The sequence below is a fragment of the Ruminococcus gauvreauii genome (genome assembly GCF_025151995.1).
Lineage (GTDB): Bacteria > Bacillota > Clostridia > Lachnospirales > Lachnospiraceae > Ruminococcus_G > Ruminococcus_G gauvreauii.
On record NZ_CP102290.1, the window covers coordinates 2,020,650 to 2,037,172 of the forward strand.

Sequence of the window (16,523 nt, forward strand, 5' to 3'; positions counted from 1 at the left end):
GTTTGCGGGGCATGAGGCTCCTGCAAGCCGCCTTTTGCGTGTAATTATGCGGGGGTACAAATGTTCGCAGGCACCTTGTAACTTTAACTGGTCTTATAGTATAATATCAGCAGAGATAACCGTGGAAAATATTGAACGAAGGAGAAATTACGTGGAATTTACACATTTGCATGTTCATACGGAATACAGTCTTCTGGACGGTTCCAATAAGATAAAAGAGTACGTGGCAAGAGTGAAGGAACTCGGGATGGACAGTGCAGCCATCACGGACCACGGGGTAATGTACGGGGTGATCGATTTCTACCGCGCAGCCAGGGAAGCGGGGATACGCCCGATTCTCGGCTGTGAGGTCTATGTTGCCCCAAATTCCAGATATGACAGAGAGGCCGGAGGCGGGGATGACAGATATTATCATCTGGTACTGCTCGCAGAGAACAATCAGGGATATCAGAATCTGATGAAGATCGTTTCGAAGGGATTTGTGGAAGGCTTCTATTATAAGCCGAGAGTAGATCTGGAAGTACTTGAGGAGTATCATGAGGGTATCATAGCCTTGAGTGCCTGCCTTGCGGGTGAAGTGGCGCGTTATCTTCAGAAAGGGCTGTACGATGAGGCGAAGAAGAGCGCACTTCGTTACCGGGATGTTTTTGGAGAGGATTCTTTCTTTCTGGAACTTCAGGACCACGGAATTCCGAACCAGAAGATGGTCAATCAGCAGCTCGTGCGAATGAGCCAGGAAACAGGGATCGAACTGGTGTGTACGAATGATATCCACTATACGTATGCGGAGGATGAGACGTCCCACGATATCCTGCTGTGTATACAGACGAATAAAAAGGTACAGGATGAAGACCGGATGCGCTATGAGGGCGGTCAGTATTATGTGAAGTCGCCGGAGGAAATGGAGGAGCTTTTCCCCTACGCGCCGCAGGCGATAAAAAATACGCACAAAATTGCCATGCGCTGTAATGTGGAGATCGAATTCGGCGTCACAAAGCTGCCGAAATACGATGTGCCGGTTGGGTACACTTCCTGGGAATATCTCAATAAACTGTGCTTCGACGGTCTTTCGGAACTGTATCAGCCGGTTACGGAGGAACAGAGGGAACGCCTGACATATGAACTGGATACGATCCGGACCATGGGGTATGTGGATTATTTTCTGATCGTGTGGGACTTCATCAAATATGCAAGGGATCATGATATTATCGTCGGCCCGGGTCGGGGCTCTGCGGCGGGCAGTCTGGTATCGTATACACTTGGCATCACAAAGCTGGATCCCATGAAATATCAGCTGCTGTTTGAGCGGTTTCTGAATCCCGAGCGTGTATCCATGCCGGATATTGATATTGATTTCTGTTTTGAGCGCAGGCAGGAAGTGATCGACTATGTGGTCGAGAAATACGGTAAGGACCGTGTGGTTCAGATCGTAACCTTTGGTACGATGGCGGCGCGCGGTGTGATACGCGATGTCGGGCGGGCGCTCGATCTGCCGTATGCGATGGTGGATTCCATTGCGAAGATGATCCCAAATGAACTTAATATTACAATTGATAAAGCGCTGAATATGAACAGGGAACTCAGGAAACTCTATGAAGAAGACCCTCAGATGAAGTATCTGATCGATATGTCCAAACGTCTGGAGGGACTGCCGCGGCATACATCCATGCATGCGGCGGGAGTCGTCATCAGTCAGAAAGCGGTGGATGAGTATGTGCCGCTGTCGAAGGCGTCGGATGGTTCCGTCACCACACAGTTTACGATGACCACACTGGAGGAGCTGGGACTGCTGAAAATGGATTTTCTGGGACTGCGCACCCTCACGGTGATCCAGAATGCTGTGAAGCTGGCAGAGCACAGTACAGGAAAGCCACTTAATATCGATGCCGTTGATTATAATGATCCGGGAGTGCTTGCGATGATCGGTGCCGGAAAGACCGAGGGTGTCTTTCAGCTTGAAAGCGCGGGGATGAAGAACTTCATGAAAGAGCTGAAGCCCCGGAGTCTTGAGGATATCATAGCGGGTATCTCGCTTTACCGTCCGGGACCGATGGACTTCATTCCGCAGTATATCAAAGGGAAAAACCACCCGGAGACGACGACGTATGACTGTCCGCAGCTTGCGCCGATTCTGGAGGCGACATACGGATGCATCGTGTATCAGGAGCAGGTGATGCAGATCGTGCGGGACCTGGCAGGCTACACGCTGGGCAGAAGCGATCTGGTGCGCCGTGCTATGTCGAAGAAAAAAGCCGCTGTAATGGTTAAGGAGCGCCAGAATTTTGTCTATGGGAACCCGGAGGAACATGTGCCGGGCTGTGTCAGCAGAGGGATTTCTGAACAAGTCGCAAATAAGATTTTCGACGACATGACGGACTTTGCAAAGTATGCGTTTAATAAATCACATGCAGCTGCGTATGCGGTGGTTTCCTATCAGACAGCGTATCTGAAATACTATTTTCCGGTTGAATTCATGGCGGCGCTGATGACCTCCTGTGTGGATAACCCGTCCAAGGTCTCTGAATATATTTTAACGTGCCGGCAGATGAAAATCGACATTCTCCCCCCCGATATCAATCAGAGCGTCGGGGTGTTCTCGGTAGAGAAGGGAGCGATCCGTTACGGACTGGCCGCTATCAAGGGAATCGGGCAGCCTGTTCAGGAGGCGATTGTTGAGGAGAGAAATAAGCGGGGACCCTACACATCGCTCAAGAACTTTATCGAGCGTCTGACAGGGAAAGAAGTGAATAAACGTACGCTGGAGAACTTTATCAAGGCCGGTGCGTTTGACGGCCTGGGCGGGAGCAGGAAACAGTATATGATGGTTTATGCACAGGTGCTGGACGGCGTCAACCAGGAGAAGAAAAATTCCATGACGGGACAGATGTCCCTGTTTGATATCATGGGAGAAGAAGAAAAACATGCATATGAGATTCAGCTTCCGGATGTCGGTGAGTTCGACCGTGAACTTCTACTGTCGTTTGAGAAGGAAGTGCTGGGTGTCTACATCAGCGGCCATCCGCTGGAGGAATATGAAGTGCAGTGGCGGGCTCAGATCTCTGCTGTGACGTCGGATTTTTATCCGGATGAGGAGACCGGATATCCCCGGCTTGCCGACGGTTCGAAACAGATCGTCGGCGGCATGATCACGGAGAAGACGATTAAATATACCAAAAATAATAAGACCATGGCGTTCCTGACGATCGAGGATCTCGTGGGGACAGTGGAAGTCGTCGTATTTCCGCGGGACTATGAGACAAACGCCCATCTGATGAATGAAGACTCGAAAGTATTCATAAAAGGACGGGTTTCCGCTGAAGATGACAAGCCCAGCAAGCTTATCTGTGAATCTATCACGCCGTTTGGGGAGATACCGCGTCAGCTGTGGATCCAGTTTGCGGACAAGAAAGAGTACGAAAGCAGTGTGGCCGGGTTGTATGAGACTCTGAGGGAGTCGGACGGAAGAGATGAGGTTATCCTGTTTATCCGTGCAGACAAGACGATGAAAAAGCTGCCGCCGTCCAGAAACGTGGGGATTGACGACCGGCTGATCGATACACTTTCGCGCAAATACGGGGAACAGAATGTGAAAGTTAAAGAAATGAGTATTGAAAAACATGGAAAAATGCATTAAAATATAAGATATTACCAGAATTGGATACAAAAAACCAAAGTGTTAAACCCTTTTGGAGGAAGAAATATGGCGAATAATAAGGTAAATACCATCGGAGTTTTAACCAGCGGGGGGGATGCTCCCGGTATGAATGCCGCAATCCGTGCGGTTGTGAGGCGCGGACTGTCCAAGGGATGTCATATGAAGGGCATATTAAAAGGATACGACGGACTGCTGAATGAAGAAATCATAGATATGGAAGCCAAAGACGTGTCAGATACGATAGAGCGGGGAGGTACGGTTCTCTATACTGCCCGCTGTGCGGAGATGCGTACAGAGGATGGACAGAAAAAAGCGGTGGAGATCTGCAGACGCCATGGGATTGACGGCCTGGTAGTGATCGGAGGAGACGGTTCTTTTGCCGGAGCACAGAGACTTGCAAATCTCGGCGTGAATGTCGTTGGAGTTCCTGGAAGTATTGACCTTGATATCGCCTGTACGGATTATACGATTGGTTTTGACACGGCAGTGAACACCGCGATGGAAGCGATCGATAAGGTCCGCGATACCTCAACCTCCCATGAACGATGCAGCATCATCGAGGTTATGGGAAGAAACGCAGGATACATAGCCCTTTGGTGCGGAATTGCAAATGGTGCGGAGGATATTCTTCTTCCTGAAAAATATGATTATGATGAGGAAAAAATCATCAACAACATCATCGAAAACCGTAAAAGAGGTAAAAAACATCATATCATCATCAATGCGGAAGGAATCGGACACTCTACCAGTATGGCAAAGCGTATTGAGGCGGCGACCGGAATCGGAACGCGTGCAACAATTCTCGGACACATGCAGAGGGGCGGGAGTCCTACATGCAAGGACCGCGTTTATGCATCTATTATGGGTGCGTATGCTGTCGACCTGCTGGTAGCGGGGAAGACGAAACGAGTTGTCGCTTATAAGAATGGTGAATATGTGGACTTTGATATCAACGAAGCGCTGGCTATGGAAAAAGGAATTCCGGAATACCAGTATGAAGTTGCGAGATCATTGTCAGCAAATTACGCAAAATAACAGTTAGGTAATGGGGCTGCGCAGGCAGCCCCATTTTTTACAGGTGATTATGGATACCAGATTACACATCAAACAAAAAAGAATAAAGGCGGAACAGGCGGTGGCTGTGGGATTCTTTGTGAGCATTTTACTGGGAAGTGTACTGCTCGCCCTTCCGCTTAGCGCGGCGGACGGCCAGGCGACGCCGTATACAGACGCTCTGTTTACGGCGGTCACTTCTGTCTGCGTGACCGGACTTGTGACTGTGACGACAGCGCTGCACTGGAGTTTATTCGGCAAGATTGTGATCCTGATCCTGATTCAGATCGGCGGTCTTGGAATTATGAGCATCATGACCGTGTTCTTCCTGGCGCTGCGAAGGAGAATATCGCTGGGAAGCCAGAAGCTTTTGAAGGAGAGCTATAACCTCGGACAGATGGAGGGCGTGGTGGGTCTGGTTAAAAAGATTGTCCTGGGCACACTCACGGTCGAAGGCGCCGGGGCCGTGCTGTATGCATGCTGTCTCGTTCCGCAATACGGTCTGCGAAAAGGTGTTTTCATGTCTGTGTTTAATGCCGTTTCCTGTTTCTGCAATGCGGGGATGGATATTATCGGTCCGGACAGCCTGAAACCGTTTGTCAGCAATCCCCTGATGAATATCACAACCATGCTGCTGATCATACTTGGCGGCATCGGTTTTATCGTATGGTGGGATATTCTGAATTTCATCAATAGCAGACGGGGCGCCAACAGAAGACGCAACCGCCAGCTGGGGCTGCATACGAAGCTGGTACTGATTGTGACGGCGATTCTGGTCGTCGGAGGAGCACTGCTGATTCTGATGTTTGAATGGAGCAACTCCAGAACCCTGGGTAACCTGTCGGTTCCTGACAAGCTGATGGCTGCCCTGTTTCAGTCGGTGACAACAAGGACCGCAGGGTTTGAGACCATCGCACAGGCAAGCTTTTCAGATGCCACAGCGCTGCTGTCAATGGTGCTGATGTTTATCGGCGGCTCACCGCTTGGAACCGCTGGGGGGATGAAGACAACGACCGCTGCGCTTGTGGTGCTGCTGGTCTGTATGTTTATTCAGGGGGAAGAGAGTATCGTGCTGTTTAATCGAAGGATCTCCATGAGCAACGTTCGGACAGCGGTGGTTATCGTGTCGGTGGGACTGACGGTGGCGGTTACGGGGACTCTGCTGCTCACGCTGGCAGCCGACGCTCCGTTTCTGGATGCGGCGTACGAAGTGGTGTCGGCACTTGGCACCGTGGGGCTGAGCAGAGGCCTGACACCTCATCTGCCGTGGGCAGGCAAGGTGATTATCATGGTGATCATGTATATCGGGAGGATCGGGCCGATTACCCTGATGCTGGCACTCGTCAGAAAGAAACGGAAGAAGCAGCAGATTCAGTATCCGGAACAACAGATTATGATAGGATAGGTGAGACGAATGGGAAAAAAACAGTATGCCGTGTTGGGACTTGGAAAGTTTGGCTGGAGTGTCGCAATGACGCTTGCGCAGAGCGGATGCGAGGTTCTCGCAGTTGATAAAAACAGGGAGATTGTTGAGGCGATCGCCGATGAAGTGACCTGTGCGGTGCATGCGGATATGACGAATCCGAAAGCGGTTCACAGCCTGGGGCTTGAGAGCATCGATGTGGCGGTAATCGCGCTTGCCGAGGATATGGAGACGAGCATCATGGGAACCATACTGGTAAAAGAAGCGAATGTTCCGTACGTACTGGCAAAGGCAGTAAGTGCACTGCATGCGACGATACTGAAAAAGATAGGAGCCGACGAAGTCGTATTCCCGGAACAGGATTCCGGCGTCCGGCTGGCAAGAAATCTGGTATCGGGAGGATTCGAAGACCTGTTTTCACTTTCCGATGCGTTCAGTATGGTCGAGCTGAAAATGCCCGCCCAATGGACGGGAAAAACGCTTCGCGAGCTGGACTTGAGAGGCCGTTACCACATTAATGTAGCGGCAATCAAGGAAGGAGAGGACGTAAGAGTCAGTCTGCATCCGGATGAACAGCTGGACAGCAATGCAACAATGGTACTGATCGGCAATAATATTGATTTAGAAAGAATGAAGGGCAAGTTAAAGTAATATGATAACAAGTACAGCGAACCGTCAGGTGAAACGAGTGATACAACTTCAGAAGAAAGGAAAACTGCGAAGGGAAGACGACTGTTTTATCGCAGAAGGCATGAAAATGGCGCTGGAGGCACCCAGGGAGCGGATTCTGCAGGTTTATATGTCGGAGTCTTTTGCGCGTGAGAAGGGACTCCCCGGACAACTGGAGCATTTGCCGTGTGAAGTGGTGGACGACAGGGTCTTTGAACAGATGTCGGATACCATCACACCGCAGGGGATCCTTTGTCTGATCCGGCAGTTCCATTACACGCAGGAGGATCTTCTGAAGAAAGAGAATCCGCTGCTGCTGCTGTTGGAGGACCTTCAGGATCCGGGCAATGTGGGGACTATTTTCCGCACGGCAGAGGGGGCAGGTGTGGACGGCATTATTCTGAGCCATAACAGTGTGGATATCTACAACCCCAAGACAATACGTTCCACGATGGGTTCTGTCTACCGGATGCCGTTTCTGTATGCGGAGGATCTGCCGGAGATTCTGAAAATGTTGAAAAAAGAAGGCATCTGTACGTATGCGGCACATCTGGATGGGCAAAATACGTATGACAGGGAAGATTATCGGGGAGGAACGGCATTTTTAATCGGGAATGAGGGAAATGGGCTAAGCAGTGAACTGACAGCGGGGGCCCAGCGCAGGATAAGAATACCGATGGAGGGAAAGCTGGAGTCCCTGAATGCGGCTGTGGCAGCGGCTCTGCTGATGTATGAGGTGCACCGGCAGAGAAGTTAAAGTGCTGCAAAAAGGCTCGACTTTCGTCAGATTTTCGTTTACAATGGAGCCATACAGAGTTCTTGGCAGAGAAAGGGGTTATTAAATGGGAGAAAATTTAAGCAGGAAGGAACAAAAACGTCGGAAACAGAAGAAGCGTTTGATGGTGAAGAGCATCATTCTGCTTGTATTGCTCGTTATTCTTGGCGGAGCCATCTGGGTTTTGGCTGAACAGATGAAGGGGAACAGTCAGACGGGTCAGGAGGAGGCCGGCAATGAACCGGGAGTGACAGAGGGAGACGCTCCGGAGCCGACAGAGGAAGCAAAGGAGACAACGACAGAGGCCGGACAGGGAGATAAGGAGAGCATACTTGCTGAAGCCGAACTGCTGGCAGCGCAGTATGATTATGATGCTGCCATCGCAAAACTCCAGGAGGTTCCGGACGCGGCAAATGATTCGGACGTGGCGGCAAAGACCGAGGAGTATGAGGCGACAAAAGCGAGCTGTGTGCCGGTGAATATCGATCAGGTAACGCACATCTTCTATCACTCGCTCGTAGTCGATCCTGATAAATGCTTCGGTAATCCGGACGATCCGCTGACAGCCGGATTCAATCAATGGATGACAACCGTCAGCGAATTCAACAAGATCACACAGTCAATGTACGACAATGGCTATGTGATGGTCCGTCTGCGCGACCTGGTGAATCAGACGACGGATGCGGATGGAACGGTTCACTTTACAAAGGCTGAGATCATGCTGCCGCCGGGCAAAAAAGCGTTTGTACTTTCCCTTGACGATCTTTCCTACTATCACAGCTATGATGGAAGAGGGATCGCATCCAGGGTAGTACTCGACGATAACGGTAAGCCGACATGCGAGTACATTGAGGATGACGGGACCGTAACGACTGGCGCGTATGACGTTGTACCTCTGATGGATCAGTTTATCGCAGAGCATCCTGACGCTTCATACCGCGGGGCAAAAGGAATCATTGCGCTGACAGGCTACAACGGCATCCTGGGATACCGCACAGACGGCGTCTATGAGAGCCGTGATCCGGAACACCTGGGGCAGGATCAGAAGGCATGGTTGGATGCACATCCTGACTTTAACTATGAAGAGGAATGCGCCCAGGCGAAGAAGGTCGCAGATGCTATGAAGGAGGATGGCTGGGAGTTTGCAAGCCATACCTGGGGGCATCGTCATATCGCGCAGATCTCGCTGGATGATCTGAAAGCGGATACGGAAAAATGGGAGACCTATGTGTCGCCGCTTGTCGGCGGGACGGACACGATCATCTTTGCACACGGTGAGGATCTGGGAGACTGGCACGATTATGCCCCGGATAATGAGAAATTTAATTATCTGAAATCTAAAGGATATAATTTCTTCTGCAATGTAGATTCCACACAATACTTTGTGCAGGTCCGTGACAACTATGTGCGTCAGGGAAGAAGGAACCTGGACGGTTACCGGCTGTATCAGGATAAGATCATGGAAGATCCGTCGCAGCGCAAGACTGCTGATCTGTTTGATGCCGCAGAGGTTTATGACACCAGCAGGCCGAACGTACCGGAACTTTAATATAACAATGGCAAATGCTGCACCCTGCAGTTAGCTTCATGCAGGGGCAGCATTTATTATTCCACAGGGAGGCAGAAATGACAGATAAACAAGAGATGAATGAGAAAGCATATGAAAAAGTATTCCGCTATATCAAAAACGGGATTATGAACGAAGACTATCAGCTTGGAGAAAAACTTCCGCCTGAGCGTGAACTGGCAGTCAGGCTTTCAGTCAGCCGCAACACGGTCAGAGAAGCGTTTCGGACTCTGGGGATGATGGGAGTGGTTGAAAGCCAGCAGGGTGCAGGAAACTATATATCCGGTAATTTTGAGAAAAATCTGATCGAGTTTCTCTCCATGATGTTTGTGCTGCAGCGGGTTGAATATCCGCAGATCAGCAAACTGCGCGCGGGTCTGGAACAGAAGGCAGTGGAGCTCGGGGCGCAAAACAGAACGGAAGAAGAACTGGAAGAACTGGGCGACATCTTAAAGGAGATGCGAAAAAACGATGGAAGTAAAAATGCGGGACTGGATGCCAGATTTCACTCTGTTCTTGCCGCCACCTCAAAGAATAAGCCCATTATACAGATTCTGCAGGCTTTAAGTTCGGTGACGGAATCCTTTATCAGTGACATGCACAGAGATATCATGGTTTCAGAGGAAGCCAAAAAGCAGCTGCAGGAGGCGCATGAGCAGATTGTGCTGGCATTGGAAGAGCGCGACGGGGAGAGGGCGGAACAGGCGGTAAAGTTTCATTTTGAGACGGTGGATGAACAGCTTGCGCTGAGGTAACGGATACGATCAGGGCGACCCTGCGGTCATCCCGCCTTTATTTTTTAAAGGTTCTTCGCACAATCCTCCGTATAATAACTGGACATATCGGCGGATTAGGTATATAATGGCAGTAAATTGGTCCTACCAATTTGGGGTGAAATAAATATTCAGGAGGAAATTATGAAAACTTTAGTGTGTATTAAGCAAGTGCCGGAGACGAACAGGGTGAATGTAGACCCTGTGACGGGAGTTCTCATGCGGGACGGCGTGGATTCCAAGATGAATCCGTACGACTTGTATGCCCTTGAGACAGCATTAAAGCTGCGGGAGGAAAAAGGAGGAACAATCACAGTCATAAGCATGGGACCGCCACAGGCGGAGGCGGTGATCAGAGAAGCATTTGCGATGGGGGCAGACGCGGGGATTCTGCTGTCCGACCGGAAATTTGGCGGGGCGGACGTACTTGCTACCAGCTATACGCTTTCTCAGGGAATCAAAAAGGCGGGACATTTCGATCTGATCCTCTGCGGAAAACAGACGACAGACGGCGATACGGCGCAGGTAGGAGCAGAGATCAGTGAATGGCTTGGAATCCCCAGCGTATCCAATGTACGTAGTATTGTGATGGCAGAACAGGACAGTATTACAGTGGAAATGGATATGCCCAGGGACGTGGAGACTGTAAAGGTGAAATTTCCGTGCCTGCTTGCAGTAGACAAAGATATATTTCAGCCTCGCCTCCCCTCTTACCTCAAGAAGATGGCATCTGCAGACAAAGAGATCACGGTGCTGTCTCTTGCGGATATGGATGATACAGATGAGCAGCATTATGGGCTGAATGGATCCCCGACGCAAGTGCGGCGGATATTTCCGCCGTCATCAGATGCGCGGCATGAATACTGGGACGATGACAGTGATACAGTGACTGACCGGCTGTTCGGCATGTTGAAAGAACGAAAATTTATCTAGGAGGGGAATATGGCAGGATTAATCATTGATCAAAGTAAGATCAGGGACATTCAGGCGGTGACGCAGATCTGCCCGTTTGGTGCGTTGGAAGAAAAGAACGGAAAGCTTGAAGTTAATGCGGCATGTAAATTATGTAAACTTTGTGTGAAAAAGGGACCGGAGGGTGCCATCACTTACATAGATGACAAAAAGAAACAGCAGATTGATAAAAGTCTGTGGACAGGAATCAGCGTATACGTCGATCATGTGGAGGGAGAGATCCATCCGGTTACTTATGAACTGCTCGGAAAAGCCAGAGAACTGGCAGCCGGCATTCACCATCCGGTTTATGCGGTCATGATGGGGAGCCGCGTAAAAAAAAGCAGCCGCCAGCTCCTACGTTACGGTGTGGATAACGTGTATGTTTATGACCAGCCTAAACTGAAGGACTTTAATATTGAGACGTACACAAATGCATTTGAAGATCACATTCAAACGGTCAAACCGTCAGTGGTCCTGGTCGGGGCGACTGCGGTCGGTCGTCAGCTGGCACCCCGCGTTGCGGCGAGACTTAAGACGGGTCTGACTGCTGACTGCACGGCGCTGGAAATCAGTGACGATACAGACCTGGTCCAGATCAGGCCGGCATTCGGCGGCAATATCATGGCAGAGATCTGTACGCCCCACAGCCGTCCGCAGCTGGCAACTGTTCGCTATAAAGTGATGAACGCGCCCGTCAGGGAGGCATCGGAATCAGGAGAGATCATAAGCTGCATGATTCCGGAGGAAAAGCTGGCCACCGGGATTGAAGTTCTCGGTGTTAAGGAAAAAGAACCGGAAAAAACGATCGAGACTGCCGGTGTGCTTGTGGTAGCAGGAAGAGGGGTTAAGAAGGAAGAAGACCTCGGCATGCTCAGGGAACTGGCAGAGCTGCTGGAGGGACAGCTTGCCTGCACAAGACCCATTGTTGAAGCCGGCTGGATGGATACCAGGAAACAGGTAGGGCTGAGCGGACGGACCGTGCGGCCGAAACTGATCATTACCTGCGGGGTATCGGGATCTGTCCAGTTTGCTGCCGGAATGAACAATTCAGAGTGTATTGTCGCGATCAATACCGATGAAAAAGCCAGCATTTTCAAGTCGGCACACTACTGTATTGTGGGAGATATCTATGAGGTGATTCCGAGGCTGATTGCACGCATCAGGAAAGAGAAGGAGGTATCATAATGGCATTTAAGATGATCGACAGCAATGATATACAGAACCTTTGCAGTATGATCGGAGATGAAGAGCGAGTGCTTGTAGGAGAATACATAAAGGAAGAATACTGCCACGATGAACTGGGCGGCACTTTCTGCACTCCGGATATTGTCATACGTGTACTGACAGCGCAGGAAATCTCAGATGTGATGCGGTATGCATATGAACATGAAATCCCGGTGACGCCCAGGGGAGCAGGGACGGGACTGGTGGGATCGTGTGTGCCCGTGGAACGCGGCATTGTAATTGAGACGACCCTGATGAACCGCATTCTGGAGCTGGATGAGGATAACCTGACGGTGACGGCAGAACCGGGAGTTCTTCTGATGGAGCTTGCCTCCTTTGCAGAAGACCATGAATTCTTCTATCCTCCGGATCCGGGAGAAAAATCCGCTACAATTGGCGGAAATATCAGCACCAATGCTGGCGGCATGCGTGCGGTGAAGTATGGAGTGACACGTGATTACGTCAGAGGACTGGAGGTGGTGCTGCCGAATGGAAAGATCGTGGAGTTTGGCGGAAAGGTTGTAAAAAACAGTTCCGGCTATGCATTGAAAGACCTGATCGTGGGATCGGAAGGAACACTCGGTATTGTGACGAAGGCAGTGCTGAAGCTGCTGCCGCTTCCCAAAAAATCCATCAGCCTGCTCGTACCGTTTCCCTCGCTGAAACAGGCGATCGGCACGGTTCCCCTTATTATTAAATCGAAATCCGTACCGACGGCGGTTGAATTCATGCAGCGGGAGGTCATCATGGACGCAGAAGAATATCTGGGCAGGAAATTCCCGGACAACCAGGCAGACGCTTACCTGCTCCTCAAATTTGACGGGGCTTCAACGGAGGAGATAGAAAAAGACTATCAGGGGGTAGCCGGGATATGTCTGGAACAGGGAGCGTATGATGTGCTGATCTCCAACACGGAGGAGCGAAATGATTCCATCTGGAAGGCAAGGGGAGCCTTTCTGGAAGCGATCAAGGGTTCTACTACCTATATGGATGAAGTTGATGTTGTAGTTCCGCGGAGCCAGGTTAATACACTGGTGGAATATATTCACAGTATCGAAGAAGAGGCCGGCGTTAGGATCAAAAGTTTCGGTCATGCAGGCGACGGTAATCTGCACGTTTATATTCTGAAAGACCAGCTCTCAGATGAAGAGTGGGAACGCCGGATGAAAAGGGCGATGGAACTGATCTACAGCAAATCCAGGGAGCTTAATGGTAAAGTTTCAGGGGAACATGGAATTGGATATGCCAAGAAGCCATACCTGTTTGAGGCTGAGGATCCGGAGGTCATGAATCTCATGAGAGGTATCAAGCGAGTTTTTGATCCGAAGAACATTCTGAATCCACATAAAGTATGTGAGGAATAAAAGAGGAGATGACGATGGTTAAAATCAAGCTGCCATTTGGGAAAAAGACAATGGAGATCACCGTTCCCAAGGAGCGTCTGAACGGAGTCCTGCGTTCGGGCGCGCATGCATACGGTGAACAGAAATCAGAGGAAGATCTTGTAAAAGAGGCGCTGAATGCACCGGCAGGCTCCCGGCCGCTGTCTGAACTGGCAAGGGATAAACGCAATATTGTACTGATAGCCAGTGATCATACCAGGCCAGTGCCCAGCAGGGTGATTCTGCCTCCGGTACTGGAGGAGATAAAGAAGGGCAATGCGGAGGCTGTTCTTACCATATTGATTGCCACGGGATTCCACCGCCCGACGACGCGGCAGGAATTGATTGATAAATTCGGCGCCGGCATTGTGAATGATCCGGCGATCCGATTTGTGGTGCATCAAAGTGAAAAGGAAGAGGATATGGTAAGGCTTGGAAGGCTGCCGTCGGGGGGAGAACTGCTGATCAACCGCATTGCTGCCGAAGCCGATCTTTTACTGTCGGAAGGATTCATCGAACCCCACTTTTTTGCCGGTTTTTCCGGAGGACGCAAAAGCGTTCTGCCGGGGATTTCAAGCAGGATGTCCGTGCTGGCGAATCACTGTTCTGAATTTATCGCGGATGAAAACGCACGGACCGGCGTTCTGGAGGGAAATCCTGTTCACAGAGATATGGTCTGGGCAGCCGGGCGTGCGAATCTCGCGTTTATCGTCAACGTCGTGCTGGATGCGGATAAAAAAGTGATCCGGGCTTTCGCCGGACACTATGAGCAGGCACATCAGGAGGGCTGTGCATTTGCGGATAAACTCTTTGGTGCCGATGCCGTTATGTCCGATATTGTGGTGGTCACGAACGGCGGGTATCCCCTGGACCAGAATATCTATCAGACGGTCAAGGGAATGACTGCCGCGGAGGCCACCTGCCGGCCGGGTGGTGTGATCATCATGTGTTCCGCCTGCAGCGACGGGCATGGAGGACAGAATTTCTATGATATCTTTGCGAATGAAAAATCCGAGGCGGTGATCATGAAACGAATTCTGGAGACGGACCGGGATGCAACTGTCCCGGATCAGTGGGAAGCGCAGATCTTATGCCGCATCCTGATGAACTATCACGTCATCATGGTGACACAGGCATCCCGGGAAATGACAGAGGCCATGCATATGACGTACGCTGCAGATTTTGAAGAAGCGCTTTTTCTGGCAGACGCATATCTGGGGAAAAAAGATGCGGGTATCACGGTGATACCGGACGGAGTTTCTGTGATCGTCAGGCCAGCCTTTCCTGTGCATTAATTTGCATACACATAAAAAACAGATGGTAAAATCCTTGGAAAAATGGTAAAATCAAACCATAAAATTGACACAGAACGTATGGATTTTATGGAAAGGAAAAGGAAGAAGCGATGAGAGGTTTGGACACCCCGATTAAGAAGATTCGCAGAGAGATTTTCAGGGAGATAGCAAGGATAGCATTTGAGTCGGATCAGGAACACTTTAAAGGTGAAATTGAAGCGATACCGTACCATATTGTCGAGGAGCGCGCAAAATACCGGGACAGCATCTACCGTGAACGGGCCGTCGCCAGCGAGCGTGTACGGCTTGCCATGGGTATGTCACTTAGACCGGAAAACCGTGCGGTACATATTACTGCGGGCGTGGATAAGAGTAATATTGATGAAAAATATTATGAGCCGCCTCTGATGCAGGTCATCCCGTCTGCCTGCGATGCCTGCGAGCCCAACAGTTACATGGTGAGCGACATGTGCAGAGGCTGTGTGGCACATCCCTGCCGCGAGGTCTGTCCCAAAGGGGCGATCATAGTAAAAAAGGGAAAGTCGATCATAGACCAGGAAAAGTGTATCCGCTGCGGGAAATGCAAGCAGGTCTGCCCCTATGACGCAATATCCAAGATGGAACGCCCCTGTGCCAGGGCCTGCGGAGTCAATGCCATCGACAGCGATGAACAGGGACGTGCCACCATTAATCATAAAAAGTGTGTGTCCTGCGGCATGTGCATGGTGAGCTGTCCGTTTGGCGCCATCTCTGACAAGTCTCAGATCTTTCAGCTGTGCAAGGCGCTGCGGGAAGAACAGTTTATCGTAGCCGAGGTTGCGCCGGCCTATATCGGACAGTTCGGAAAACATGTGACGCCTGAGAAATTGAAGGCGGCTCTGTTGCTGCTTGGTTTCCGGGAGGTCTATGAGGTGGCACTGGGGGCTGATATCGGAGCCGTGGCAGAGGCTCATCACTATGCGCAGAAAGTTGTCACTGGTGAACTTCCGTTTCTGCTGACGTCCTGCTGTCCGTCATGGTCGCTTTTGGCAAAGAAGCATTTCCCTGATCTGGTAGACAGTGTGTCTCAGGAGCTGACCCCTATGGTGGCAACCGCCCGCAGCATCAAGCAGAAGCATCCGGATGCCCGCGTGGTGTTTGTCGGTCCCTGTGCGTCCAAGAAACTGGAGGCCTCGAGACGGACAGTTCGGAGTGATGTGGACTTTGTCATCACATTTGAAGAACTGGTTGGCATGTTCGAGGCAAAAGGGATCGATCTGGAGGAGATGGAACCTTCAGGCGGCAATTTTGCCATGAACGACGCTACTGCTGCCGGCCGGGGGTATGCTGTTGCCGGAGGCGTAGCGGAAGCAATCCGTCAGTGCCTGGAAGAGTATTATCCGGATGTACCGGTTCATATCGAACACGCGGAGGGACTCGCCGACTGCAAGAAGGCTCTTGTGATGGCAAAAGCCGGGAAGCTGAACGGATGTCTGATTGAAGGAATGGGATGTCCCGGCGGATGTATGGCGGGAGCGGGCACGAACGTTTCTGTGAAAACTGCGGCGGGCGAACTGAAAAAGCTGCAGGCGGCTTCGAAACGGAAGATTCCTTCCAAAGACCTGCTGGAACTTCATTTAGAATAGTACAAGAGATATTGAGGAAAAAAGCGTTTATCCGACGGCGGGTAAACGCTTTTTTGATGAAAGCGAACCAAACCTTGTTTCTACTGTAAAATATTGGCGACCGGTTTTTCTTGACTTAGAAATGTAAA

At 50.6% G+C, this 16,523-nt stretch carries 12 protein-coding genes; all 12 read left to right on the top strand.

Translation table 11 applies throughout. The annotated features are described in order from the left end of the window. Window positions 1-151: 151 nt before the first annotated feature. The 12 genes from NQ502_RS09690 to NQ502_RS09745 all read left to right on the top strand — a co-directional run bounded on the left by NQ502_RS09690 (window position 152) and on the right by NQ502_RS09745 (window position 16,395). Window positions 152-3,634, top strand: coding sequence for a DNA polymerase III subunit alpha (locus NQ502_RS09690; RefSeq protein ID WP_028527744.1), 3,483 nt, complete (start codon window positions 152-154; stop codon window positions 3,632-3,634). Between the two features lie 66 nt (window positions 3,635-3,700). Then, window positions 3,701-4,690: a 6-phosphofructokinase gene (pfkA, locus tag NQ502_RS09695; RefSeq protein ID WP_028527745.1), complete on the top strand. Its 990-nt coding sequence runs from the start codon at window positions 3,701-3,703 to the stop codon at window positions 4,688-4,690. 49 nt (window positions 4,691-4,739) lie between these two features. After that, the gene (locus NQ502_RS09700) at window positions 4,740-6,113 is read left to right on the top strand and encodes a TrkH family potassium uptake protein (protein ID WP_044983032.1); all 1,374 of its coding nucleotides are present in this window, start codon (window positions 4,740-4,742) and stop codon (window positions 6,111-6,113) included. A gap of 9 nt (window positions 6,114-6,122) precedes the next feature. After that, a complete protein-coding gene (locus tag NQ502_RS09705; RefSeq protein ID WP_028527747.1) occupies window positions 6,123-6,782 on the top strand; it encodes a potassium channel family protein in 660 nt (219 codons plus the stop codon). A gap of 1 nt (window position 6,783) precedes the next feature. Continuing rightward, a complete protein-coding gene (locus tag NQ502_RS09710) occupies window positions 6,784-7,557 on the top strand; it encodes a TrmH family RNA methyltransferase (protein ID WP_028527748.1) in 774 nt (257 codons plus the stop codon). A gap of 85 nt (window positions 7,558-7,642) precedes the next feature. Beyond that, window positions 7,643-9,124 carry a polysaccharide deacetylase family protein gene (locus tag NQ502_RS09715; protein WP_028527749.1) on the top strand — a complete coding sequence of 494 codons (1,482 nt, stop codon included), beginning with the start codon at window positions 7,643-7,645 and terminating at the stop codon, window positions 9,122-9,124. A gap of 77 nt (window positions 9,125-9,201) precedes the next feature. Beyond that, on the top strand, window positions 9,202-9,897 hold the full coding sequence (locus NQ502_RS09720; RefSeq protein WP_028527750.1) for a FadR/GntR family transcriptional regulator: 696 nt from the start codon (window positions 9,202-9,204) through the stop codon (window positions 9,895-9,897). Window positions 9,898-10,059: 162 nt separating this feature from the next. Continuing rightward, window positions 10,060-10,848 (top strand): electron transfer flavoprotein subunit beta/FixA family protein, encoded by a 789-nt coding sequence (locus tag NQ502_RS09725; RefSeq protein WP_028527751.1) that lies wholly within the window; start codon window positions 10,060-10,062, stop codon window positions 10,846-10,848. Between the two features lie 9 nt (window positions 10,849-10,857). Further along, the gene (locus tag NQ502_RS09730) at window positions 10,858-12,054 is read left to right on the top strand and encodes an electron transfer flavoprotein subunit alpha/FixB family protein (protein ID WP_028527752.1); all 1,197 of its coding nucleotides are present in this window, start codon (window positions 10,858-10,860) and stop codon (window positions 12,052-12,054) included. Next, window positions 12,054-13,457 carry an FAD-binding oxidoreductase gene (locus NQ502_RS09735; protein ID WP_028527753.1) on the top strand — a complete coding sequence of 468 codons (1,404 nt, stop codon included), beginning with the start codon at window positions 12,054-12,056 and terminating at the stop codon, window positions 13,455-13,457. Before NQ502_RS09730 ends, NQ502_RS09735 begins: the two co-directional genes overlap by 1 nt. A 14-nt stretch (window positions 13,458-13,471) precedes the next feature. Beyond that, window positions 13,472-14,770 (top strand): nickel-dependent lactate racemase, encoded by a 1,299-nt coding sequence (larA, locus tag NQ502_RS09740; protein WP_028527754.1) that lies wholly within the window; start codon window positions 13,472-13,474, stop codon window positions 14,768-14,770. A gap of 110 nt (window positions 14,771-14,880) precedes the next feature. Further along, window positions 14,881-16,395, top strand: coding sequence for a 4Fe-4S dicluster domain-containing protein (locus tag NQ502_RS09745; RefSeq protein WP_028527755.1), 1,515 nt, complete (start codon window positions 14,881-14,883; stop codon window positions 16,393-16,395). Window positions 16,396-16,523 lie beyond the last annotated feature (128 nt).